Annotated in this window: 18 protein-coding genes and 1 pseudogene; 17 read left to right on the plus strand and 2 right to left on the minus strand. The window is 60.2% G+C overall.

Translation table 11 applies throughout. The features are described from left to right. Window positions 1-280 precede the first annotated feature (280 nt). On the minus strand, window positions 281-1,438 hold the full coding sequence (locus ACQKPC_RS12580; protein WP_427624861.1) for an alpha/beta hydrolase family protein: 1,158 nt from the start codon (window positions 1,436-1,438) through the stop codon (window positions 281-283). A 1,256-nt stretch (window positions 1,439-2,694) separates the two neighbouring features. On the opposite strand from ACQKPC_RS12580, the pseudogene ACQKPC_RS12585 reads away from it, so the two are divergent. Then, window positions 2,695-2,991: pseudogene (locus tag ACQKPC_RS12585) on the plus strand (HAMP domain-containing protein); the annotation flags it as partial. A gap of 57 nt (window positions 2,992-3,048) precedes the next feature. Further along, window positions 3,049-3,849: a methyl-accepting chemotaxis protein gene (locus ACQKPC_RS12590; RefSeq protein ID WP_427624942.1), complete on the plus strand. Its 801-nt coding sequence runs from the start codon at window positions 3,049-3,051 to the stop codon at window positions 3,847-3,849. On the opposite strand, the gene ACQKPC_RS12595 is transcribed toward ACQKPC_RS12590, so the two are convergent. Then, window positions 3,796-4,785, minus strand: coding sequence for a LysR family transcriptional regulator (locus ACQKPC_RS12595; RefSeq protein ID WP_427624863.1), 990 nt, complete (start codon window positions 4,783-4,785; stop codon window positions 3,796-3,798). The genes ACQKPC_RS12590 and ACQKPC_RS12595 overlap by 54 nt on opposite strands. Before the next feature lie 327 nt (window positions 4,786-5,112). Here ACQKPC_RS12595 and ACQKPC_RS12600 point away from each other — a divergent pair, with 327 nt between their 5' ends. The 15 genes from ACQKPC_RS12600 to ACQKPC_RS12670 all read left to right on the plus strand — a co-directional run bounded on the left by ACQKPC_RS12600 (window position 5,113) and on the right by ACQKPC_RS12670 (window position 22,228). Next, the gene (locus tag ACQKPC_RS12600; RefSeq protein WP_427624865.1) at window positions 5,113-6,051 is read left to right on the plus strand and encodes a VOC family protein; all 939 of its coding nucleotides are present in this window, start codon (window positions 5,113-5,115) and stop codon (window positions 6,049-6,051) included. Between the two features lie 15 nt (window positions 6,052-6,066). Beyond that, the gene (locus ACQKPC_RS12605) at window positions 6,067-6,429 is read left to right on the plus strand and encodes a Rieske (2Fe-2S) protein (RefSeq protein ID WP_427624867.1); all 363 of its coding nucleotides are present in this window, start codon (window positions 6,067-6,069) and stop codon (window positions 6,427-6,429) included. Window positions 6,430-6,607: 178 nt separating this feature from the next. Further along, complete coding sequence (locus tag ACQKPC_RS12610; protein ID WP_427624869.1) at window positions 6,608-7,732, plus strand: FAD-dependent oxidoreductase; 1,125 nt, start codon at window positions 6,608-6,610, stop codon at window positions 7,730-7,732. Between the two features lie 128 nt (window positions 7,733-7,860). Beyond that, window positions 7,861-9,540 (plus strand): DUF1302 domain-containing protein, encoded by a 1,680-nt coding sequence (locus ACQKPC_RS12615; RefSeq protein WP_427624871.1) that lies wholly within the window; start codon window positions 7,861-7,863, stop codon window positions 9,538-9,540. A gap of 12 nt (window positions 9,541-9,552) precedes the next feature. Beyond that, complete coding sequence (locus ACQKPC_RS12620; protein ID WP_427624873.1) at window positions 9,553-10,917, plus strand: DUF1329 domain-containing protein; 1,365 nt, start codon at window positions 9,553-9,555, stop codon at window positions 10,915-10,917. Between the two features lie 71 nt (window positions 10,918-10,988). Further along, window positions 10,989-12,092 carry a YCF48-related protein gene (locus tag ACQKPC_RS12625; RefSeq protein WP_427624875.1) on the plus strand — a complete coding sequence of 368 codons (1,104 nt, stop codon included), beginning with the start codon at window positions 10,989-10,991 and terminating at the stop codon, window positions 12,090-12,092. Window positions 12,093-12,096: 4 nt separating this feature from the next. Then, window positions 12,097-14,640 carry an efflux RND transporter permease subunit gene (locus ACQKPC_RS12630; protein ID WP_427624877.1) on the plus strand — a complete coding sequence of 848 codons (2,544 nt, stop codon included), beginning with the start codon at window positions 12,097-12,099 and terminating at the stop codon, window positions 14,638-14,640. 123 nt (window positions 14,641-14,763) lie between these two features. Further along, the gene (locus tag ACQKPC_RS12635) at window positions 14,764-15,945 is read left to right on the plus strand and encodes an MFS transporter (protein ID WP_427624878.1); all 1,182 of its coding nucleotides are present in this window, start codon (window positions 14,764-14,766) and stop codon (window positions 15,943-15,945) included. A gap of 147 nt (window positions 15,946-16,092) precedes the next feature. Next, window positions 16,093-17,130 carry a Rieske 2Fe-2S domain-containing protein gene (locus tag ACQKPC_RS12640; protein WP_427624879.1) on the plus strand — a complete coding sequence of 346 codons (1,038 nt, stop codon included), beginning with the start codon at window positions 16,093-16,095 and terminating at the stop codon, window positions 17,128-17,130. Next, window positions 17,130-18,083, plus strand: coding sequence for a PDR/VanB family oxidoreductase (locus ACQKPC_RS12645; protein WP_427624880.1), 954 nt, complete (start codon window positions 17,130-17,132; stop codon window positions 18,081-18,083). Before ACQKPC_RS12640 ends, ACQKPC_RS12645 begins: the two co-directional genes overlap by 1 nt. An 82-nt stretch (window positions 18,084-18,165) precedes the next feature. Further along, window positions 18,166-18,738: a cupin domain-containing protein gene (locus tag ACQKPC_RS12650; RefSeq protein WP_427624881.1), complete on the plus strand. Its 573-nt coding sequence runs from the start codon at window positions 18,166-18,168 to the stop codon at window positions 18,736-18,738. Beyond that, complete coding sequence (locus tag ACQKPC_RS12655; RefSeq protein ID WP_427624882.1) at window positions 18,735-19,727, plus strand: fumarylacetoacetate hydrolase family protein; 993 nt, start codon at window positions 18,735-18,737, stop codon at window positions 19,725-19,727. The genes ACQKPC_RS12650 and ACQKPC_RS12655 overlap by 4 nt, the downstream gene beginning before the upstream one ends. After that, complete coding sequence (locus ACQKPC_RS12660; protein WP_427624884.1) at window positions 19,718-20,725, plus strand: NAD-dependent epimerase/dehydratase family protein; 1,008 nt, start codon at window positions 19,718-19,720, stop codon at window positions 20,723-20,725. Before ACQKPC_RS12655 ends, ACQKPC_RS12660 begins: the two co-directional genes overlap by 10 nt. After that, window positions 20,712-21,497, plus strand: coding sequence for a cyclase family protein (locus ACQKPC_RS12665; RefSeq protein ID WP_427624885.1), 786 nt, complete (start codon window positions 20,712-20,714; stop codon window positions 21,495-21,497). Before ACQKPC_RS12660 ends, ACQKPC_RS12665 begins: the two co-directional genes overlap by 14 nt. Continuing rightward, window positions 21,494-22,228, plus strand: a complete 735-nt coding sequence (locus tag ACQKPC_RS12670) for a FadR/GntR family transcriptional regulator (RefSeq protein ID WP_427624886.1) — start codon at window positions 21,494-21,496, stop codon at window positions 22,226-22,228. Before ACQKPC_RS12665 ends, ACQKPC_RS12670 begins: the two co-directional genes overlap by 4 nt. The last annotated feature ends 65 nt before the right edge of the window (window positions 22,229-22,293 follow it).

The raw sequence follows: 22,293 nt of genomic DNA on the forward strand, positions 1-22,293 counted from the left end.
CGGGTGACATAGGCGAAGTCGTCCCATAGGCACTGCTCGCCGGCCAGGTTGATCCCGTGATCGATATCGTTCATGTTCGTCCGATTTACTCTAGTAAAGTAGACCACTTGGAAAATGGTCTGCTTGCCGCACCGGTCGTGTATTGGGCTGAAGCCAAGCGACCTGAACCCTGTTGAATACAGGACTCAGGCCAGTAGGGGCTAAAAGATCGCCGAGTCGCGCAGTTGCACCATAAGGCCAAGCCAACACCAGCCGCGAGTCTAGTGCGGTTTCACATCCATCATGCAGTACGACCGCCGAGAACTTCAGCGACCCAGTCGGCTATGTACTGACCGGCATTGATACTGTTATCGAAGCTCGAATGCTGGACGCCGCCTTCACGTTCAGTGAATATTTTCAGCTGGCGTTTTGGGCTGTTGACCAACTGCTCGTAGGTGCGGTGTGCCCACTTCAGCGGAATCTGCGAATCCTTTTCACCGTGGGTGACGAGGAAGGGCACCTTGATGCGATCCAGTATGCCGTCCAGATGGACATTCTCGGCGATGCTCATGAACTCATCGGTGTCTTTGGCACCCCATACCCAAGACACATGCGACCAGTAATGTGGAACGGGGAAACTGCCTTCTTTTTCCATCCGGCGCTTCTGCACATCACGCCAGTCATGGTTTGCACCCCATACCACCCCGCAAGCGAAGCGCGGCTCGAAGGCCACTGCGCGGGGGCAGTAATAGCCGCCGAGCGACACGCCTTCCAGGCCGATGCGTTTGGCATCGATATCGCTGCGGGTTTCCAGCCAGTCCACCACACGGCTGGCCCAATGCTCGCTGTCAAAACGGGCGGTCAGGTTATGCAGACGCAGTGCTTCTCCGGTGCCAGGCTGGTCGATGATCAACGACGACACGCCACGTTTCGCCAGCCAGGCGGGCAGGCCGACGCGATATTTCATTTCTTTGGTGGAGTCCAGTCCGTTGACCTGCACCAGAATCGGCGCTGGGGCGGTAGCGCCTTCGGCACGCACCAGCAGACCGGAAATGTGTTTGCCTTCGTAAGGGATTTCAACTCGCTCGCAGTTTTCTTGCGCCAGTTCGATACCGCGTTGGAAGGTGTGTAAAAAGCGCTGATACAGCTCCACACGGCCAGGGGCACCATGGGCCTGCAGGCGTTCGCAGCTCAGATAATAGGTAGCGGCGCGGTTGTATTTTTCGCCGGCTGACAACATTCGGCCATTGGCTTCGTCTTCCTCCGCCAAGCCGCAAAGCTTGTCTGCCATTTTCGCCCAGGTTTCACGGAAGGCCTTACTGCCGGCGGCATCCGGCTGCTTGGCGGCCTCCTGCAGCGGCGCGCACATCTCTTCGATTTCGCCGATGCGGGCTCCCATTTCAATGGCGAGGTCGACGGAAAGATTCCACACGTAGTTGGTCGGGAAGTAGCGGAACATGATTGTTATTGTCCTTGTGCAAGCAAAGGCAGGCGGCCAGGTCCGGGCCAGCAGGTCCGGGTTTGACGGTTTGACGGTTTGACGGTTTGAAACAGGCTAGGGAGGGCTCAACTATTTGGCCAATCGCGAGTCGGGATGGGAGGTATTGAGAACCGCGATGGATCGGGCAGACAGATGCGCCCGGCTTAGGTGTTCCTTGCCCACAGTTCAAGCCGTAACTCCAGATACCTGGCATCGTACTTTGCGATTCCTTCTAGCGAGGGATGCGATTGGTGCCGTCGAGGTGCGATTTATTAAAGTTGCCTTTGGATCGCGCCGTTGGCCGGCAACACCCTCCAGCCCTGCCTGGAAAAAATCATCAGCAAGGGTGTGACCGGCCAAGTGCAAACACTGCTTCGAGCAGTACTCGATCCCGCTGATTGATGAACTGTCATGCCGTCGGTCACGGCATTTTTTCCGTGCTGTGAAAGGAGATGGGCATGCCTGTATTGAACCGTGTGCTTGGCAATCTATCGGTGGGTGCCAAGCTGTCGCTGGGTTTTGGCCTGGTGCTGCTGGTGACGCTGGCGGTGGCGGTTACTGCTTTTCGTTCCCTGGGTGTGTTGCAGCAGCGCGGTGAGCAATCGCGCCAGGAGTCATCGATCCGGGCACTGATCCTGCGTGCCCGTATCGCCGAGAAGGCATTCGCCCTGGATCTTGCTCCGCAGCGCCTGAACCAGGTACGCGAGACGATCGGGAAACTGAATCAGCAACTCGATGATGACCCGGCCATTAGCGCATCGCACGCCATCGTACGCACGGCTGTCAGCGCTTATCTGGAGCAGTTTCTCGGCTATGCCGATTCGTTGCGTCGGGCTCGCGAAGCCCGCTTGCGCATGCAGACGCAGGCGCAGACGGCTGGCGATAGTTTTACCCTGTTATTTCTCGATCAGCTGGATGTGCTCAACACCCGGTTGGGGAAGGGGACACCGCCGAACAGCGATCAGATGGTGCGGCTTGAGCAGACTGCCGCGTTGCGGGACAAGCTCGCCAAGCTGCGTGACAGCGAACTGTACTACTCGCTCGATGGCGAGGAGCGTTACCGCAGCGACTGGGAAATGAGCATGAGTGACCTGCTTGCCGCCATGCAGGCGCTTGATCTTGGCGAGCAGCAAGGCGAATCGCTGCAGGAGGCGAGCACTGCCCTGGGCGACTACCGCAAGGCCTTCCTCGAGTTCGTCGACAGCCATGGGCAAAGTGCGCAAAGCAGTGCGGCGATGAACGCGCAAACCGAGCAGGTGAGCAAGTTGCTGGCCCAGGCCGATGAACAGCAAAGGCAGGCGGTACTCGACGATAATCGCAATGCCGATCGCCAATTGGGCTTGATCACTTTTCTGGCGCTGGCCTTGGGCATTGGCGCCAGCCTGCTGATCCGCCAGTTGATTGTGCAGCCGCTGCGCCAGGCCGTGCAGTTGGTTCAGCGTGTGGCGGCGGGAGATCTGAGTGATCCGCTGTCAGACAGTGTTCGTCGTGATGAGCTGGGTCAGTTGTTGGGCGCCGTGGGCAGCATGCTGGGCAGCCTGCGCGGGTTGGTCGCTCGCATCGACCGTGGTGTGGGCTCTCTTAACGGCATGGCCGGCAGCCTGGCGGAAGTGACCCAGAGCAGCAGCCGTGGTATCGAACACCAGCGCCAGGAAACCGAGCTGGCCGCCACCGCCATGCAACAGATGGCCGCCACGGCGCAGGAGGTCGCCCGCAATGCGGGTGAGGCCAGCGAAGCGGTGGCGCATGCCGACGAACAGGCGCGTGAGGGCGATGAGCTGGTGCGTCAGGCGGGTGGCAAGATCGACCATCTGGCTGTGGAGATGAGTGGTTGCGCTGAAGCCATGCGGTCCCTGCTGGTGGAGAGCGCGGCGATTGGGGGCGTGCTCGATGTCATCAAGGCGGTGGCCGAGCAGACCAACCTGCTGGCGCTCAACGCCGCCATCGAGGCTGCGCGGGCTGGTGAGCATGGTCGCGGTTTCGCCGTGGTCGCCGATGAGGTGCGCGGTCTGGCACGGCGCACACAGCGCTCGACCACGGAAATCGAAGGGTTGATCGTTCGTCTGAGCAGTGTTGCCCAACAAGCCGCCGAGCGCTTGCAAGGCAGCCATGTACTGAGCGATGAAACGGTGGTGCTTGCCGCGCAAGCCTCACAGGCACTGGCGCGGATCACCCGGGCGGTGTCCAGCATCGAACGGATGAACCAGAAGATTGCCGCAGCCGCTGAGCAGCAAAGCGTGGTGGCCGAGCAAGTCAGCCAGAGTATGACGCGGGTGCGCGAAGTGGCCGAGGGCAGCGCAAGGGAAAGCCTGCAACTGCAAGTCTCAACGGCCGACTTACAGCAGGTTAGCGGTGAGCTCAACGCGGCCGTCGGGCACTTCCGCACCTGACCCGGCTCCGAGCAACGGGGGCACCTGCTGCTCCAGTTCGTTGATGATTTGGCTGATTTTTGCCCGCAGCCAACGGTGCATCGGATCCCCATCCATTGTGCGGTGCCAGAGCATGAACTCACGCATCACCGGGATTTTCACCGGTGGTTGCAGGATGCGCAGCGGCAGGTAGTTGGCGTAGAGCCTGGCCATGCGCTGGAGCATGGTGGCGACGCGTTGGGTGCCGACGATCAACTGCGGCAAGGTGTTGAAGTCGTGGGTTACCACTTCCATGCGACGAGTGAAACCGTACTGGCTCATCAGCCATTCTTCGACGCTCAGTTGTCGGTTGCGGCCAAAAATCACGGAGACATGGCCCATCTCGATGTATTGATCAAGGCTGATGCTGTCGCCCACTTGGGTGTTGCCTTCCCACACAACGCAAACGTGCTCTTCTTCGAACAGTAACTGCGATGGGTGGCCTTCGATGAGGTAGCGCTCAGGCACGATCATCATGTCGGCCTCGCCGCGCATCAGTAACTCAGTGGAGCTCTCACCCGGGCCGAGCAGTTCGAAGGTGATGTGCGGGGCTTCTTGGTGGATCTTCTGGATAACCCGGGCAAACAGAACGCTGATCAGATAGTCCGAGGTGATCAGGCGGAAATGGCGCTTGCTGGTGGCGGGGTCGAACACCGGTTTGGCGGTGATGGAGGACTGGATTGTCAGTAGTACTTGGCGCACTGGCGCCGCCAGTTCACGGGCATAGGGCGTGGGCTGCATCTTGCGCCCGACCTGCGCCAGCAGTTCATCTTCGAAATAGACACGCAGCCTGCCCAGTACACCGCTGGTGGCGGATTGGGTCATGTGCAGGCGTTCGGCGGCGCGGGTGATGTTCTGCTCTTCCAGTAACACATCAAGCGCCACCAGGAGGTTGAGATCCAGGTGGTTAAAACGCATGGCGGTCTCGATTTTTGTATTTATTTTGTAAATACCTTCCGGCCTTCCTATCGCGGCGTCAAGTCCCTTGAACGGGCGAATTGACCGATGAATATTCGATTTTCCCCGTCGTTGGCTCTGTGCAGTCAGGTATTGCGTTTGCCGATAGGTCGCATCCCGACAAGCGATTAGTCAGTGGATTTCTCCCGCGTCAGTATCGGCACGCAGTCGGTTGGCCGTGACGCTTTATCGACGCCAAAAACCAGCATCAGCAGCGCATCGCCTGGGCACTGCTCCCGCAAGCGGGGTGTTGGCCTTGCGCTGAATAATTTCAATGGAGTGGTAACAATGAACATCATCGGCCTTGATGCCTTGATTTTTGGCGTCGACGACATTCAAGCCTGTACCCATTGCCTGCGTGACTACGGCCTGCTACCTGTCGATGTCGACAGCGAGGGCGGTCGTTTTGAAGCCCTCGACGGGACTGCCGTGATCATCCGTCGTGCTGACGATGCCAGTCTGCCGACGGCCATCGGGCCTGCACCCTCGATTCGTGAAACCATTTATGGCGTGGCCAACGCGGCTGACCTTGATGCCATCGCCGATGAGTTAGGGCGTGATCGCCTGGTGACCCGCGGTGCCGATGGCTCCGTGCACAGTGTTGACGATATGGGGTTTGCCATTGGTTTTCAGGTCAGTGTGCGGCGCCCGTACAGTGCGCCGGCCGACCTGACCAATGCACCGGGCCATGCCCCCCAGCGCCCGGTCAACCAACCGGCCATCAACCCCGATATGCAGGCCCTGCCACGCACTCTTTCCCATGTGGTGTATTTCGTGCCGGATGCGCTGAAGGCCGAGGCTTTTTACAAGCGCCTGGGCTTCATGACCACCGACACCTTCGTTGGCGCGGGCCCATTCATGCGTCCAGCCGGTTCCGATGATCACCATTGCTTGTTCATGATCCAGACGCCACCGCACATGAAGGGTTGCGAGCACTTCACCTTTCACATGGGCAGCGGCACGGAAGTGCTGCTGGCCGGGCGACGTTTCGAGCAGCAAGGTTGGACCAGCTTCTGGGGGCCGGGTCGTCACCTCTTCGGCTCCAACTGGTTCTGGTACTTCAACAGCCCGTTGGGCTGTCACATCGAATACGACGCCGACATGGACAAGCACGATGACACTTGGCAAGCGCGCCAGGCCCCGTTGTCGGCAGATAACTCGCAGCTGTTCCTGTTCACTTCCAGGGAAAAATGGTTTCCGAGCGGTCCGCCGCCCAAGCAGGCCTGAGTGCGGACTTCGTCCATGAGTCACTTCGCCGTTGCGCTATGTCGCTTGGATGAACTGGTCGAAGGGCAGGCTCGCGGGTTCGATCCTCTGGGCGCGGGGAAGGACAGCGTGTTTGCCCTGCGTCATAGCGGCGAGGTGCGGGTCTATCGCAACCGTTGCCCGCATCTGGAGGTGCGCTTGGAGTACCGCAAGGATCGTTTTCTCAGTGCCGATGGCAGCCAGATTGTCTGTTACGCCCACGGTGCCCGGTTCCTTCCGGACAGTGGCCTGTGCGTTTACGGGCCGTGCCTGGGGGAGCGCCTGAGTGCTCTGCAATGGCATGCAGAGGCCGATTGGCTGGTGCTCGAAGCGGGTCAATTGGAGGCGTGTGCACCTTAGTTAACGTATCGCGGTAGCTGATACATCGTATCCCTACATGCGATTAGTCAAACGCCTGCTTTGCCGAGAAAGTGAACACAACGCGGTAGCGAATGCGTGCAGAAACAGCCGGTAGTGAAGCCTGAGATCGCTCCGGCAGAGCGCTAGCGTGAATAACAAGAATAAGAGTGAGACGAGCATGAACGCAGTAAAAAAGGTGCTTATCGTCGGTGGTGGTATCGGTGGTCTATGTGCCGCAATCGCTTTGCGTCGCAAGAACATCGTAGTCGATCTTGTCGAGCTCAAGACGCAGTGGACAGTCTACGGCGTCGGCATCATCCAGCAGAGTAACGTCGTGCGCGAGATGGCCAAGTTGGGTGTGTTGGACGGCTACCTGGATGCCGCCTATGCGTTCGAGGATGTGGTCATCTATAGCACGGCCGGTGATCAGTTGGCGCGAATTCCCGGTCAGCGCCTGGCCGGCCCCGAGTATCCGGCCAACGTCGGCATCTCGCGTCTGGACCTGCATCAAGTCCTCAGCGAAACCACTGTTGCCCTGGGCGCCTCGATTCGCCTGGGCCTGAGCGTGCAAACCCTGGAGCAGGTGGGCGAGGGGGTGGATGTGCTGTTCACCGACGGCAGTCGCGGCCGATACGACCTGGTCGTGGGGGCTGATGGCCTGTACTCCAAAATGCGCGGTTTGCTGTTCGGCGAGCAGTACCAGCCGCGCTTCACCGGCCAATCGGTGTGGCGCTACAACTTCCCACGCATCGCGGGAATCGATCATCTGGCCAGCTTCCAGGGGGCTGCCGGCAATGCCGGATTGGTGCCGCTGGGCCGCGACCAGATGTACATGTTTGTGACCTCCCATGAACCCGCTAACCCCAGGATGGATGCCGCCACGCTGGCCACCGAGATGCGCCAGCGCCTGAACGGTTTCACCGGCCTGATCGGCGAACTGCGAGAGCAGATCAGCGACAGCGACCGGGTGATCTACAAGCCGTTGGAGGTGGTGTTCGTCAGCGAGCCTTGGTACCGCGGTCGTGTTGTGCTGATTGGCGACGCGGTGCACACCACCACGCCGCACCTGGGCCAGGGCGCCGGCATGGCCATTGAAGATGCCGTCGTGCTTGGCGAAGAGTTGGTCGCCGGTGGCAGCGTTGAACAGCAGCTTGAACGCTTTATGGCGCGCCGTTACGAGCGCTGCAAATTCATCAGCGAAAGCTCGATGCTGGCCGGTGACAAGGAAATGGCCCATGACCGCAGCTTCGACCGGATCGGCCTGGTCAGGCGGATGCTCGAAGTCACGGCAGAGCCCATCTGAGGCGCCGGCAGGACTGATTTCACTCTCCCATGGATGTTTCATGCCCGTGCAGGTTTGGCCCGGTTCGACTGCGGGCGCGGTTTCACCAGAAGAGCTGACATACAACAACAATAAAGAGGGTTACTTCGATGGCTACTCGCAAGTTCGCTGCGTCGCGGCGCGTCCCCTTCACCTTGACCCTTGCGGCCAGCCTGGGGCTTGGCGCTTCGGCGGTCCAGGCCTTTCAGATCGACACCGGCAATCCCGATCTCAGCTTGCGCTGGGACAACACGCTGAAGTACAGCGCGGCCTGGCGCCTGAAAGACCCCAGCAGCAAACTCAGCGAGGGGCAGACGGCGTTGAACCAGAATGACGGCGATCACAACTTTGGAAAGGGGCTGATCTCTAATCGCCTGGATATTCTTTCCGAACTGGACATCGGCTTTCACAACTTCGGCGCCCGTCTGAGCGGTGCGGCCTGGTACGACACCGTTTACCAGGACCGCAACGACAATAACGACGCGGCCAGTGCCAACCAACGTTCGGTGGGTTTCGACGAATTCACCAGCGACACCCGTCAACTGCACGGTGGTGACGGTGAACTGCTGGATGCCTTTGTCTACTGGAACGGTGAGCTGGCCGACCGTACCTTATCGGTTCGCGCGGGGCGTCACGGCCTGATCTGGGGTGAGAGCCTGTTCTTCGGCGGCAACGGCATTGCCGGTGCCATGGCGCCAGTGGACGTGGTCAAGGCGCAATCGGTACCCAACACCCAATTCAAGGAAATCACCCGGCCGGTCAACCAACTCTCTACCGCCTACCAACTGACCGACGATGTGTCATTGGGCGCCTTCTACCAGTTGGAGTGGGAGGCCACCCGCTTGCCGGGCGCCGGCAGTTATTTCTCCACCAGCGATACCATCGGTGAAGGCAATGAACGGCTGATCACTGGCGGGCCGTTTCCAGATTTTCTTGGCGGTAATGCCAACAGCCCTGCCGCGTTTTTCCATGGCAAGGACAAGAAAGCCAGGAGCTCCGGCCAAGGCGGCCTGCAGCTCAAGTACAGCACCGGGACGACGGATTACGGTCTGTATGCGCTCCAATATCACGAGAAAACCCCAACGCTGTACTTGAAGCCAAATGCCACCGGGCCGAACTTCAGTACCGGGCAAGTCGGCGAATACTCCTGGGTTTACCCGGAAGATATCCGTGTCCTGGGGGCCAGTTTCGCTACCTCCGTAGACGAGTACAGCTTTGCCGGCGAGGCATCGATGCGCTGGAACATGCCGCTGGTGTCCAACGCCCAGACCGTCCTGCCGGGCGTCGAGGCGGACAACAACGATGACGCCCTCTATGCCGTCGGCCGTACGGCTCACGTCAACCTCAACGTCCTGGCATCGCTGGGCCCTTCCTTCGTCGCCAATGAAGCCAGCTTGGTAGGGGAAATCGCCTGGAACCGCCTGCTCGCCGTGACCAGGAACCGCGCCGCCCTGGACCCTAACGCTACCGATGACGGCCTGGGCTTGAAGTTGGTGTACACGCCTACCTATCGCCAGTTCTTCCCGGGCGTGGATATCAGCGTGCCGCTGGGCATCAGCTATTTCCCCATGGGCAAGTCGGCTGTGATCAGCGGGTTCGGCCCCGACAGAGGAGGGGACATGAACATCGGCGTCTCCGCCACCTATCTGGACCAAGTGACCGTGGGGCTGACCTACACCCACTTCTACGGTCCCGAGGACACCAGCCTCAACACCGCCAACCAGTTCAATTACAAGCAGTCGTTGAAGGACCGGGATTACCTGGCTTTCTCCGTCAAGACCACGTTCTAAGAGGATTCGCGCATGACCATTCAGTTCACTCTAAAGGCCTTGTGCTTGACCCTGCTGGCTGCTGCCGCGCCGATGACCCTGGCCGCCAGTGCTGAACAAGCGGCCGCGCTGGGCAAGACCCTGACGCCCTTTGGTGCCGAGAAAGCGGGCAATGCCGACGGCAGCATTCCAGCCTGGGATGGTGGCTACACCAAGGTCGATCCGGCCTACGCACCGGGCAGCAAGCGCGGCGATCCGTTTGCCGCGGACAAGCCATTGTTCAGCATCACCGCGCAGAACCTGGCGAAGTACGCCGACAAGCTCAGCGACGGAACCAAGGAGCTGTTCAAGCGCTTCCCGGAAACCTATCGCATCGATGTCTATCCGACCCGGCGCACGGCTGCCGCGCCGCAGTGGGTCTATGACAACACGATCAAGAATGCGACCCGAGCCAAACTGGTCGACAGCAGTGCCGGCCTGATACCCGGAGGTGCCTATGGTGGTATCCCGTTCCCGATTCCACAGAACGGTACCGAAGCCATATGGAACCACTTGCTGAACTGGCGCGGTACCTCATTGGCGATGCATTTTCGCCACTACCTGATGACCGCGGACGGTAATCAGGTGATGACGAGCGACGGTCTGTTGTCCCAGGAAATGCCCTACTACTTCGAGGAAGGCACGCCAGAAACCTTCGCGGGTGATTATTGGCTGGTCCACTTTGTCAATCTCGGCCCGGCGATTCGTGCCGGCGAGCAGATCCTCGGGCGTGAGAACCTCAACGGCGACAAATCCCAAGCCCATGTCTATTTGAGCGGTCAGCGCCGTGTGCGCACGTTGCCCAACGCCTGCTGCGATACACCCACGCCGTCCACCGCCGGGGTCATGTCATTCGACGAGTTGAGCGTGTGGGGGGGACGTACGGACCGGTTCGACTGGAAATTGGTGGGCAAGCAGGAGATGTATGTTCCCTACAACACCAACAAGGCGCAGACCGCTGGCCAGCCGCAAGACCTGTTAGGCAAGCACCATCTGAACCCTGATTACGTGCGCTGGGAGTTGCACCGCGTCTGGGTGGTCGAGTCGACGTTGGCCGCCGGCAAGCGTCACCAGTTGCCCAAAGGCCGTTACTACCTCGACGAAGACACCTGGCAGGCCTTGCTGGGCGACCGTTGGGATGCCAGCGGTCAACTGGCCAAGACCCTGTGGTCCCTGCCTTCCGTACTGCCCGACCTGCCAGGCCTGGTGCAACTGTCTGCCGGCTTTTATGACCTGACCTCGGGTGCGTGGTTTATCCAGAACCTTTACGCCGGAATGCCGGAACAGTATCGCGTGGTTGATCGGTACAAGACCTCGGAGTTCTCGCCAGCGGCGATGGCCGGGCGCGGCGTGCGTTAAGTCTGAACTGAGAGTGAAGGGCAGGCCTGTCGGTCTGCCCTTGGGGTGCGAGTGTTTTTCCGAGGTAGGTTATGAACAGAATCAGTCAGGCGGGCTCTTTGCTCTTGGCCCTGTATTTGCCCTTCGCCACGAGCGAGTGCCTGGCAGGGCCGACTGCCGTGGGCGCGCCGCTGAGTACCCCGGCCATGCCGGTGCCGGCTGCGCAGAAGAGCGTATTGATCGATCTGGCGCGGGCCGGCACACGTCTGGTGGCCGTGGGCGAGCGCGGCCTGGTGCTGCTTTCCGACGACCATGGGCAAAGCTGGCGTCAGGCCTCGGTACCGGTTTCGGTCAGTCTGACGGCGGTGCAGTTCGTCGATGCGCGCAATGGTTGGGCCGTCGGTCACGCTGGCGTGGTATTGGCCACTCGTGATGGTGGCGAGCACTGGACGCTGCAACTCGACGGCGCGCGTGCGGCACAGCTCGAACTGGATGCAGCCAAGGCCGACCAGGCCACGGCTGCCAACCCGGATGACGCATTGGCACGCGTACAAAATGCCGAGCGTCTCGTCGCCGATGGTGCGGACAAGCCTTTCCTGGCGCTCGAGTTCATCGATGCACAACACGGGCTGATCGTCGGCGCCTACGGGCTGGCGCTGTGGACCACGGATGGCGGTGCCACGTGGCAGTCGCTGATGGGGCACATCGCCAACCCGAACGGGATGCACTTGTACGCCATCAGTCGCCAGGGCGCGCGCTGGTTCCTGGCTGGCGAGCAGGGTTACCTGGCGCGCTCGGATGACGACGCGGTTTCGTTCAGCCAGTTGGAAAGCCCCTATGAAGGTAGTTTCTTCACCTTGCAGAGCCGCGCCGATGGCGCCTTGCTGGTTGGCGGCCTGAGGGGAAACGCCTTTATCTCCAATGATGCTGGCGAAAGCTTCCAGCGCCTGTCAGTCCCCATGCCGATTGCCTTCAACGATGCCACCCGCCTGGCCGACGGCCAGGTGCTGCTGGTCAACCAGGGCGGTGCTTTGTTCCTCAACGGTGAGCAGACCGGGCCGGCGCTGCTGCCACTGGGCAAGCCCTTGGGTAAGCCTGTTTCAAGTCTGATCGAGGCCGCCGATGGCAGCCTGATCGTTGCTGGTTTCACTGGGCTGCAGCGTATTGCGCAGCCATCCACTGCCGCTTCGGAGTGAGGTTATGACGTCCCCTAGCAATTTCTCCCGGCCCCCTGCGAATGCGTTCGAAGACTTTGATCCGCGTTCCGGTTCGGTGCTCGAGCGAGCACTGTTCAACCATCGCCTGTGGGTGTTGCTGCTGTGCCTGGCGACCACGCTGGTGCTGGGTTGGCAGTCCAGTCGTGTCGAGCTCAATGCCAGTTTCGAAAAAATGATCCCCACCCATCATCCCTATATCGCCAACTACCTTGAGCACCAGCAGGAGCTGAGCGGGTTGGGTAACGCAGTGCGCATCGCGGTGGTCAACAAGCGGGGCGACATCTACGACAGCGCCTACCTCAAGACCCTGCAGGCGTTGAGCGACAAGATCTATCTGCTGCCCGGTGTCGACCGTGCGTACATGAAGTCGCTATGGACGCCGGCCACGCGATGGGTGGCGGTGACCGAAGCAGGCCTGGACGGTGGGCCGGTCATCCCGGATAACTACGATGGCGGCGCCGCCAGCCTCGCGGCATTGCGGCGCAATGTGCAACTGTCCAACGAAATCGGCCAGTTGGTGGCTTTCGACCAGGCCTCGAGCATCATCCATGTACCCCTGCTGCAGCGCACCCCCGACGGCAAACCGTTGGACTACACCAAGCTGTCGCAACAACTGGAGTCGCTGCGCAGCCAATATCAGAGCGACAGCATCGACATTCGTATCACCGGTTTCGCCAAGAAAGTCGGTGACTTGATCGCCGGTCTGCAGCAGATCCTGATGTTCTTTGCCGTGGCCATTCTGATCACCGCCGTGGTGCTCTATTGGTATACCCGCTGCATACGCAGCACCTTGCTGGTGGTGTTCTGCTCGCTGGTGGCGGTGGTCTGGCAGCTCGGCCTGCTGCCGCTGTTGGGCTATCAACTGGATCCCTATTCGGTGCTGGTGCCGTTTCTGGTGTTTGCCATTGGCATGAGCCATGGCGCACAGAAGATGAACGGCATCATGCAGGACATCGGTCGTGGCATGCACCGTGTGGTCGCCGCGCGCTTCACTTTCCGCCGCCTGTTTCTCGCCGGTCTCACCGCGCTGCTCTGCGACGCGGTCGGCTTTGCGGTGCTAATGATCATCAAGATCCAGGTGATCCAGGACCTGGCGATGATCGCCAGCATTGGCGTGGCCGTGCTGATCTTCACCAATTTAATCCTGCTGCCGGTACTGCTCTCCTATGTTGGGGTCAGCCGCCGCGCTGCGCGACTGAGTCTGAAAAGCGAGCACGCTGAACAAGCCGGCCGGAATCGCCACGGGTTCTGGCGCTTCCTAGACCTGTTCACCCAGCGTCGCTGGGCTGCGTTGTGCATTGCCCTGAGCCTGGCACTGGCTACCGCCGGCTTCGTGGTCAGCCTGCAATTGAAAATCGGTGATCTGGATGCGGGCGCACCCGAGCTGCGGGCCGATTCGCGCTACAACCAGGATGATGCGTTTCTTACCCATCACTACGGCGCCAGCAGCGATCTGTTCGCGGTCATGATCAAGACGCCTGCCAGCGCCTGTTCGCGTTATGACATCCTGCGCAAGGTCGATGCGCTCGATTGGCAGTTGCGCACCTTGCCAGGTGTTGATTCGACCAATTCGCTGGCGCTGCTCAACCGCCGGATGCTGGTCGGCCTCAGCGAAGGCAGCCCGAAGTGGTACGAGCTGCAGAACAACCAGGCGATGCTCAACATGGTCACCGCCGGGGCGCCGCGCGGGCTGTACAACGAAGACTGTAGCCTGCTGACACTGTACGTCTACCTCTCCGACCACAAGGCGCAAACCCTGACCCGCCTGGTGGATCACGTCGAACAGTTCGCTGCGGCGAACAATACCGATGAGGTCCAGTTCCTCCTGGCCGCTGGCAATGCCGGGATCGAGGCTGCGACCAATATTGTCGTCAAGCAGGCCAATCGCGAAATGCTGTTCTGGGTCTACGGCGCCGTGATCCTGCTATGCCTGATCACCTTCCGTTCCTGGCGTGCCACGATTTGTGCGGTGATTCCGCTGATGCTCACATCGATCCTCTGCGAGGCGCTGATGGTCTGGCTGAACATTGGGGTCAAGGTCGCAACCCTACCGGTGATTGCCCTCGGCGTGGGCATCGGCGTCGACTATGCACTGTACGTGATGAGCATCCTGCTCGGTCATATGCGCCAGGGCACAAGCCTTTCGGAGTCGTATTACCGGGCACTGCTGTCCACCGGCAAGGTGGTGATGCTGACCGGTGTGACCCTGGCTATCGGCGTGGCTACCTGGATGTTTTCGCCGATCAAGTTCCAGGCTGACATGGGTGTGCTGCTGGCCTTCATGTTCGTCTGGAACATGGTCGGTGCGCTGGTTTTGTTGCCGGCCCTGGCCCACTTCCTGTTGCCGAGCAAGCGTGTGAGCAAGAGGCGGGCTGAGCATAAACCCCGGGATGAGACCCGCTGCCTGATAAGTGTGCCGCTGATGCCCGCCCCAGCCGAGGAGGGGGCCAGGGTGCAGCACTGCAAGATGACTTCCGTCCACGGCCAGACAGTACCGGCGGCGGCTAATCCGGTCGCGCCACAATAACAAGAAAGGACTTTGCCATGCCTCGTATGTATCTGTTCCAGCAGCCTCTCTGGCTTGACCTTATCGCCGGCCTGACCACCTTCGGTATGGCGTTTTGCGCGGCCCAACCATCGGAGGTGCGCGATGAGCGTTGAACGCCAGGCAGGCTTGCCACAGTCGTTGTTACTGTTGCTCGGCAGTTGCCTGCCGGTGCTCGGTGCGGTGTTGCTGGCACCCATACTGCCGCGTATGCAGGAGCACTTCGCCGATACACCGGGTGTCGCCGTGCTGGTGCCCATTGCCCTGACGCTACCGGCGTTGATGATTGCCCTGTTGGCACCTTTCGCCGGGATCATCGCCGACCGGCTCGGGCGCAAGCCGTTGCTGATCGGCGCGATGTTTCTCTACACCCTCTGTGGCGTGCTGCCGCTATGGCTGGACTCACTACAGGTCATCGTTATCAGCCGCGCCGGCATCGGTTTGGCCGAGGCGGCGATTATGACCTGCTGCACCACGATGATGGGCGACTACTACAGCGGCGCGCGGCGTGAACGCATGTTCGCCCTGCAAATGGTTGCTACCTCGTTGTCGGCGGCGATTTTCATTGCCGTCGGTGGCGTGCTCGGCGAGCACGGCTGGCGCACACCGTTTGCCCTGTATGGGCTAGGGCTGGTGTTTCTGCCGCTGATGGTCAGGTTGCTGTGGGAGCCACGCGCGCATGTCGTCACAGCGACAACAGCGGTGAGCAGGGCATTCCCCTGGCGCGCCTTGGCACCGTTGTATGTCCTGTCATTCCTTGCTGGCTTGAGCCTGTTTGTCGTGCCGGTACAAGTCGGTTATCTGCTCAACCTGCTGCATGTCGAAGGGTCGCAACAGATCGGCATGACCATGGGCGCCAGTCAGCTCGGCGTACTCGCCGGCGCCCTGAGTTTCCGTCTGTTCAGTGGTGTACCGGCGTACCGGCAGATGCTCCTGGCCTTCGTCGCGGCCGGTATTGGTGGCGGGCTGCTGGCGGTGGCCGACAGTCATGGGCTGGTGGTGATCGCCGTACTGATCAACGGCCTGGGCATCGGCCTGATGATGCCGACCCTGCTCACCTGGATCATGGCCCAGGTCGACTTCCACCAGCGCGGCCGCGCCGCCGGTGGCTTCACGTCGATGTTCTTTGCCGGTGAGTTCGCCAGCCCGCTGGTGGTGCTGGCGATCACCGGTGGAGTGAGCAGCGCTTTGCCAGCCGCGCTGGGGATCGTTGCGGGCCTTCAACTATTGGTGGCCTTGGCTTGCATTCGGCTGCGTGGTCGCGGGGCTGTTATTCCTGCCATTTAGCCGCAGCACATTTTCTCTTGGTAATAAAAGCGCCGCGTGGCGGGTAGCAGCAAGAGCAAGGTTAAAACCATTGACGCAGTCCTGCATGAAACCCTGCCTCAGATTCAAAACGGCGCTTTATCAAAATAAGAAAACGAGGAAAAAATCATGAATTATTTGCTCAACACATGGTACATCGCTGGATGGGTAGACGAGGTTGCGCAAGGGGGGCTGCTTGGGAGAACCATTGTCGAGCAACCCATTGTGTTCTTTCGCGATAGCCAGGGCACCATTCAGGCTATCGTTGATCGCTGCCCTCACCGTTTTGCTCCGCTGCACATGGGCAAGATTGTCGGTGACAGCGTTCAATGCCCGTACCACGGCTTGCGTTTCGATGGCAGTGGCCAATGTACTCACAACCCCCATGGTGAAGGGAATATCCCCAAGGCTGCCTGTGTTCGCTCGTTCCCTGTCGCTGAGCGCCATGCGGCGATCTGGGTCTGGCTGGGCGATCCGACACGGGCCAGCGATGCGCTGATCCCCGACTTTTCCTTTTTTGAGCAGGCTCCAACCCATGCCAAAGGTAATGGGTATTTGCCAACCCGTGCGCACTACGAGCTGCTGTCCGACAACATCATGGATCTGAGCCACGTCGATTTCCTGCACCCCGATACGCTGGGTGGTGGAGCGTTGTCACGCACGCGCGCCAACATTGAGGAGCTGCCCAACGATCGCGTGCGCATCAGTTGGTGGGCTCCTGATGACGTCCCTCCGCCCGCTTTCAGCGCTCATCTTGAAGACCCGACTCGAGCTGACGTCTGGGCCGAGGTCATATGGCAAGCGCCTGGTCTGATGCTGCTGGGCAGTGGCGCCACTCCTCCAGGGAGCTCCAGGGAAGAGGGGCCCTATACATGGAACCTGCATCTGATGACGCCGCAGGACGCGACGAATACCCATTACTTCTTTGCAAATACGCGCAGTTTCGAGCAGGACAATGCGCAGTTGAATGCCTTCGTCCAGAACATGTTGATCGGTATTTTCGCTGGTGAAGATAAACCCATGGTTGAGGCTCAACAGCGTCAAATTGGTGAGGTTGAACTGCTTGGCCTTAACCCTGTGTTGCTTCCAGTCGATGCTGGGGCTGTGCGCTGCCGACGTGTTTTGCGCCGATTGATCGCCGCCGAGCAGTCAGTGGGTATCCAGTGATGATCGATGTAGTTGTTACCCGCAAGCGTCGCGAAGCCGAAGGCATTTACAGCTTCGAACTGGCCGCGATTGACCATTGCTCTCTGCCTGCTTTCAGTGCCGGCTCGCATATCGACGTGCACTTGCCCAATGGCTTGGTGCGTCAGTACTCGCTGTGCAATCACCCCGAAGAGAACCACCGCTATCTGCTGGGTGTTCTGCTCGACCCCACGTCTCGTGGAGGTTCCAAGGCCATGCACGAACAGGTGCAGGAAGGTAGCCGGCTGCGTATCAGCGAGCCACGCAACCTGTTCCCGCTGCAGCATGCAGCGGGGGCCAGCGTGCTGTTCGCCGGCGGTATCGGTATCACGCCGATCCTTTGTATGGCCGAGCATCTGGCACAGATCGGCGCTGCTTTCGAGCTCCACTACTGCGCCCGCTCAACTGATCGAATGGCCTTTATCGAGTACATCCGCCATTCGACATTTGCCGATCGTGTGCATGTCCATGTCGACGATGGCGAGAATTCTCAGCGTCTCGACGCCGCTCGGGTTTTATCCATGCCAGTCGACGACCGTCACCTGTATGTCTGTGGCCCTAACGGCTTCATGGAACACGTGCTCGGTACTGCGCGTGAGCATGGCTGGGCCGAGGCGCAATTGCACCGTGAGTACTTTGCCGGCGCCGCTGTCCCGGCGAGCGAGGCGGGTGGTTTTGAGGTGCAGCTGGCCAGTTCAGGACTGTGTCTCCAGGTGCCTGCCGACCGCAGTGTGGCGCAGGTGTTGCTGGAGGCCGGCATCGACATACCTTTGTCTTGCGAGCAGGGCATCTGTGGCACCTGTATGACTCGCGTACTGGAAGGCGAGCCGGACCATCGCGACATGTTCTTGACCGATGCCGAGAGAGCTCGCAACGACCAGTTCACTCCTTGTTGCTCTCGTGCCAGGAGCGCACGACTGGTTCTCGATCTTTAAGGTTTTTTTCATGAATCAATCTCTACACGCTGCGCGCCATTCTTTCTCGAAGTCCGTTCGCAAACTGATTGAGGAGTCGAACATGCAACAACTTCCCGGTTTCAAACGAGTGGTCACCGGGCACGATGCCCAGGGGCGGGCGGTGGTCGCGCTCAGCGGATCGACGCCCAATAGTTTCCCGCTCAAGGCAGTACCCGGCACCGTCTTCCATGAGATCTGGAACAATGGCGCCAGCCCGGCCATTCTGGATAACGGCGACGACCCTACCAGCAAGCCGCTTCAATTGAGTCCCGCACCGTTGGGCAGTGTCTTACGCGTGGTGGATATTCCGCCTGACAGCGTGCAGAACCAGGTCAGTGCCGAGGATGCCGCGGCGGCCTTCGCCGAAATTGGACAGGCCCATGCCGGTACGGGGCAGGCTGATTCCAGACACAAGCTGATGCACCGCACCGAAACGCTCGATTACGGCGTGGTCACGGAGGGCGAGGTCTGGCTGGTGCTGGACGGCGAGGAGGTGCATCTCAAACGCGGTGACATCGTCGTGCAGCGAGGTACCAATCACGCCTGGAGTAATCGCACCGAGCAGATGGCACGCATGCTATTCGTGCTGCTCGACGGCCGCTTCGCCCCTGAACTGCAAGGAGAACAACCATGAAGTTAAGCACCCTCAAGGATCACAGTCGCGACGGTCGCCTGCTGGTGGTATCGCGCAATCTGGCCTGGGCGGTGGATGCCAGCGATATTGCCGCGACGCTGCAGGATGCCATCGATCATTGGGCCAGCGTCGAGACCGCTTTGCGCGCGCGGTATGACGCCTTGAATGAGGGATCGCAGGCCGGTGCCTTTGCCTTCGATCCGCAGCAGGCCGCTGCACCGTTGCCGCGTGCCTGGCAGTGGTTGGATGCCTCGTCTTTCCTCAGTCATGGGGCGCGGATGCAGAAGGCTTTTGCGCTTGATCCAATCGAAGGCGTTGAACACACCCCGCTGATGTATCAGGGCTGCGGCGATGATTTCCTGGGGCCCCACGACGACATCGTTCTACCGAGTGAAGCGCACGGCATCGACTTCGAAGGTGAGTACGCGGTGTTGGTCGATGACGTTCCCATGGGCTGCTCGGCAGAAGAGGCCGCAAGCCATATTCGACTCATTCTACAAGTCAACGATGTCAGCCTGCGAGCGCTCGGGCCACGTGAAATGAAGACAGGCTTTGGTTTTATCCAAGCCAAATCCTCATCAAGTTTTGCGCCGGTGGCGATTACCCCTGACGAGCTGGGCGAAGCCTGGCGTGATGGGCGTGTGCATCTGCCGCTGAGGGTGGATTGGAACGGTCAGTGGTTTGGTCATGCCCATGGCGGAGCCATGCATTTTGGCTTTCATCAGTTGATCGCTTACGCGGCGCTGACCAGGCGCCTCAGGGCGGGCTGCCTGATAGGCTCCGGCACCGTTTCCAATACTGATCCCAGCGTTGGCGCTGCCTGCATCGCCGAACGTCGTGCCGTTGAGATGATTGAGCAAGGCGCGCCACAGACGCCCTTCATGTGCTTCGGTGATCGCGTGCGCATGGAAGTCTTCGATCTGCAAGGGCAGTCGGTATTCGGGGCGATAGACCAGCGAGTCGTGCGCGGAGGCATCCCATGCGCGTGATGATTACCGGGGCCAATGGTTTTGTCGGGCGGGCGCTGGTGAAACGATTGCTCGAAACAAATGAATTACAAGGCCGGTCGATCAGCGCGTTGATACTGCTGGATAAAGAGTTGGTGGGATTTGCTGAAGATAAGCGTCTGCGCCGGCATTGCGGCAGTGTTACCGACGCCGCGTTGTTGCGTCGTGCGCTGGCCGATGGCATTGATGTGGTTTTTCACTTGGTCAGTATCCCTGGTGGGGCAGCCGAGCAGCACTATTCGATGGGCTATCAGGTCAACCTGCTGGCAAGCCTGGAGTTGCTTGACCAGTTGCGCGAACAGCCTGGCGCACCGGTGCTGGTGTATGCCAGCAGCGTGGCGGTGTACGGGGGCGACCTGCCGGCGCGAATCGATGAGCGTGCCGCGCCGCGCCCGCAGTTGAGTTACGGTGCGCACAAGGTGATGGTGGAAATGGCGCTCAACGATCTTGCCCGACGAGGCGAGGTGGACGGTCGTGCCGTGCGCCTGCCCGGCATTGTCGCTCGTCCACGTGAGCCCAATGGACTGCGTTCGGCTTTCATGAGTGATCTGCTGCACGCTTTCGCCGAAAGCCAGCCGTATTGTTGTCCGGTTTCGCCGCAGGCACAGGCATGGTGGATGTCCGTGAGGTGTTGCGTGGATAACCTGTTACGGGCCGCCGAACTGCAGGCCGCCGAGCTCGGCGAGTCACGCGTCTGGCAATTACCGCTGTTGCACCTGTCGATTGCCCAGGTCATCGATGCCCTGGCCGCTGCCTACGGCCAGGAACGCCGCGCGTTGATCAGCTTCGCACCGGATGCTGGACTGGAAGCGTTGTTCGGCAATTTCCCCGCGATGAAAACCCCCCATGCCCGTGCCCTTGGCTTTCGTCATGACGGCTCTGCCAGCGCCTTGATACGTAATAGTTTGAATTTTGCTACACCGACGCGCCGTGCGCGTGGGCGGCTGACTCCAGGAGTGACCGAAAATGCAATCAACTAAACGCCGTCTGGTGGACCTGTCCGTTACCCTGGACAACAACCCATACACTGATCCGCCGCCGTTGCTACCGAAAATCGACTACATGGACCACCAACAAGGTTGGCCGGAGATGGCCGCGATGTTTCCCGGCCTTTCCAAGGAACAGTTGCCTGGCAATGAGTCATGGGCCGCCGAACGCCTGCAGATCACTACTCACAGTGGTACGCATATGGATGCTCCCTGGCATTACGCCTCGACGACCGACGGCGGCAAGCCGGCTTTCGGCATCGACGAGCTGCCGTTGGACTGGTGCCTGCAACCCGGCGTGAAGCTGGATTTTCGTCATTTGCCGGATGGCCATGTGGTCAGCGCTGCCGAAGTGCAAGCTGAGCTGGCGCGCATCGATCACGTGCTACAGCCGCTGGATATCGTCCTGGTCAATACCCGCGCCGGTGCGCTGTTTGGCCAGCCGGGCTATCTGGATGCCGGGGTTGGCATCGGCCGCGAAGCCACGTTGTTTCTGCTGGAGCACGGCGTGCGCGTGGTCGGTACCGATGCCTGGAGCTGGGATGCGCCATTCAAGTACACGCGCGAACGCTTCGCGGCCACTGGCGACGCCTCGATCATCTGGGAAGGACACAAGGCCGGACGCGACATCGGCTACGGTCAGATGGAGAAACTGGCCAATCTGGAATGCTTGCCGGCCCACGGTTTCCAGGTGTCCTGTTTCCCCTACAAGATCAGGCACGCCTCGGCCGGTTTCGTCCGTGCGGTGGCGATTTTCGAGGAATGAGCCTGCCACCGGACGATCGAAAAAAACGCCGTAGCCTCTCTCAGGGGCTTGAGGCTCTGCTCTCAACGCACATTCTTGAGGGGCGACTGCGGGGCGGTGAAAAGTTGCCCACCGAGGCGGCCATCATGCTTGAGCATGGGGTCAGCAGAACGGTAGTGCGCGAGGCAATGTCTCGTCTACAGGCCGCTGGAATGGTTGAGACACGCCATGGTGTCGGGACTTTTGTGCGGGGTAGCGCTCTATCGCTGGAGGCCTTCATCGACCCGGCTACGATCGGCATCATCATTGATTCGCTGGCTATCATGGAGTTTCGGATCGGCCTTGAGGTAGAAGCAGCCGGGCTCGCCGCTCAACGACGTACCCCAGATCATTTGAGTGAGTTGCGGGTGCTTCTCGATCAGCTTGGACAGCGCGCAGTCAGCATCAATGACAGAGCAGCGTTGGATTTTCAGTTCCATTTGAGCATTGCGCAGGCGACAGGGAATCACTATATCGCCAACACACTTCGTAACCTCGGCGTCGTCATCATTCCACGCAGCCGACTGGATTCTGCTCGTCTTTTTCATGATGAGCCTTTGCACTACGAACAGCGCATGCAAAGCGAGCACGAACAAATTTATGAGGCAATTCTTAACCAGGACCCTGAATACGCGCGCGCTGCCATGCGCTTGCATCTTCATGATAGCCGCGAGCACTTGCATCAGGTGCACGAAGAACTGGAGGGGGGGTAGGGGGCTTTTTTGATGAGCACGGCAAAGAACACGCAAGTCAGATAATCAAGCGCCATGACCCGAAA

Source organism: Pseudomonas sp. NPDC089918 (assembly GCF_050280605.1).
Lineage (GTDB): Bacteria > Pseudomonadota > Gammaproteobacteria > Pseudomonadales > Pseudomonadaceae > Aquipseudomonas.

What these genes read in the sequence shown, in the direction of transcription:
- ACQKPC_RS12615 (WP_427624871.1), top strand. Translation starts at nt 7,861, where the DNA reads ATGGCTACTCGCAAGTTCGCTGCGTCGCGGCGCGTCCCCTTCACCTTG.
- ACQKPC_RS12660 (WP_427624884.1), top strand. Translation starts at nt 19,718, where the DNA reads ATGCGCGTGATGATTACCGGGGCCAATGGTTTTGTCGGGCGGGCGCTG.
- ACQKPC_RS12655 (WP_427624882.1), top strand. Translation starts at nt 18,735, where the DNA reads ATGAAGTTAAGCACCCTCAAGGATCACAGTCGCGACGGTCGCCTGCTG.
- ACQKPC_RS12600 (WP_427624865.1), top strand. Translation starts at nt 5,113, where the DNA reads ATGAACATCATCGGCCTTGATGCCTTGATTTTTGGCGTCGACGACATT.
- ACQKPC_RS12595 (WP_427624863.1), bottom strand. Translation starts at nt 4,785, where the DNA reads ATGCGTTTTAACCACCTGGATCTCAACCTCCTGGTGGCGCTTGATGTG.
- ACQKPC_RS12665 (WP_427624885.1), top strand. Translation starts at nt 20,712, where the DNA reads ATGCAATCAACTAAACGCCGTCTGGTGGACCTGTCCGTTACCCTGGAC.
- ACQKPC_RS12605 (WP_427624867.1), top strand. Translation starts at nt 6,067, where the DNA reads ATGAGTCACTTCGCCGTTGCGCTATGTCGCTTGGATGAACTGGTCGAA.
- ACQKPC_RS12670 (WP_427624886.1), top strand. Translation starts at nt 21,494, where the DNA reads ATGAGCCTGCCACCGGACGATCGAAAAAAACGCCGTAGCCTCTCTCAG.
- ACQKPC_RS12630 (WP_427624877.1), top strand. Translation starts at nt 12,097, where the DNA reads ATGACGTCCCCTAGCAATTTCTCCCGGCCCCCTGCGAATGCGTTCGAA.
- ACQKPC_RS12590 (WP_427624942.1), top strand. Translation starts at nt 3,049, where the DNA reads ATGGCCGGCAGCCTGGCGGAAGTGACCCAGAGCAGCAGCCGTGGTATC.
- ACQKPC_RS12620 (WP_427624873.1), top strand. Translation starts at nt 9,553, where the DNA reads ATGACCATTCAGTTCACTCTAAAGGCCTTGTGCTTGACCCTGCTGGCT.
- ACQKPC_RS12580 (WP_427624861.1), bottom strand. Translation starts at nt 1,438, where the DNA reads ATGTTCCGCTACTTCCCGACCAACTACGTGTGGAATCTTTCCGTCGAC.
- ACQKPC_RS12645 (WP_427624880.1), top strand. Translation starts at nt 17,130, where the DNA reads ATGATCGATGTAGTTGTTACCCGCAAGCGTCGCGAAGCCGAAGGCATT.
- ACQKPC_RS12610 (WP_427624869.1), top strand. Translation starts at nt 6,608, where the DNA reads ATGAACGCAGTAAAAAAGGTGCTTATCGTCGGTGGTGGTATCGGTGGT.
- ACQKPC_RS12635 (WP_427624878.1), top strand. Translation starts at nt 14,764, where the DNA reads ATGAGCGTTGAACGCCAGGCAGGCTTGCCACAGTCGTTGTTACTGTTG.
- ACQKPC_RS12650 (WP_427624881.1), top strand. Translation starts at nt 18,166, where the DNA reads ATGCAACAACTTCCCGGTTTCAAACGAGTGGTCACCGGGCACGATGCC.
- ACQKPC_RS12640 (WP_427624879.1), top strand. Translation starts at nt 16,093, where the DNA reads ATGAATTATTTGCTCAACACATGGTACATCGCTGGATGGGTAGACGAG.
- ACQKPC_RS12625 (WP_427624875.1), top strand. Translation starts at nt 10,989, where the DNA reads ATGAACAGAATCAGTCAGGCGGGCTCTTTGCTCTTGGCCCTGTATTTG.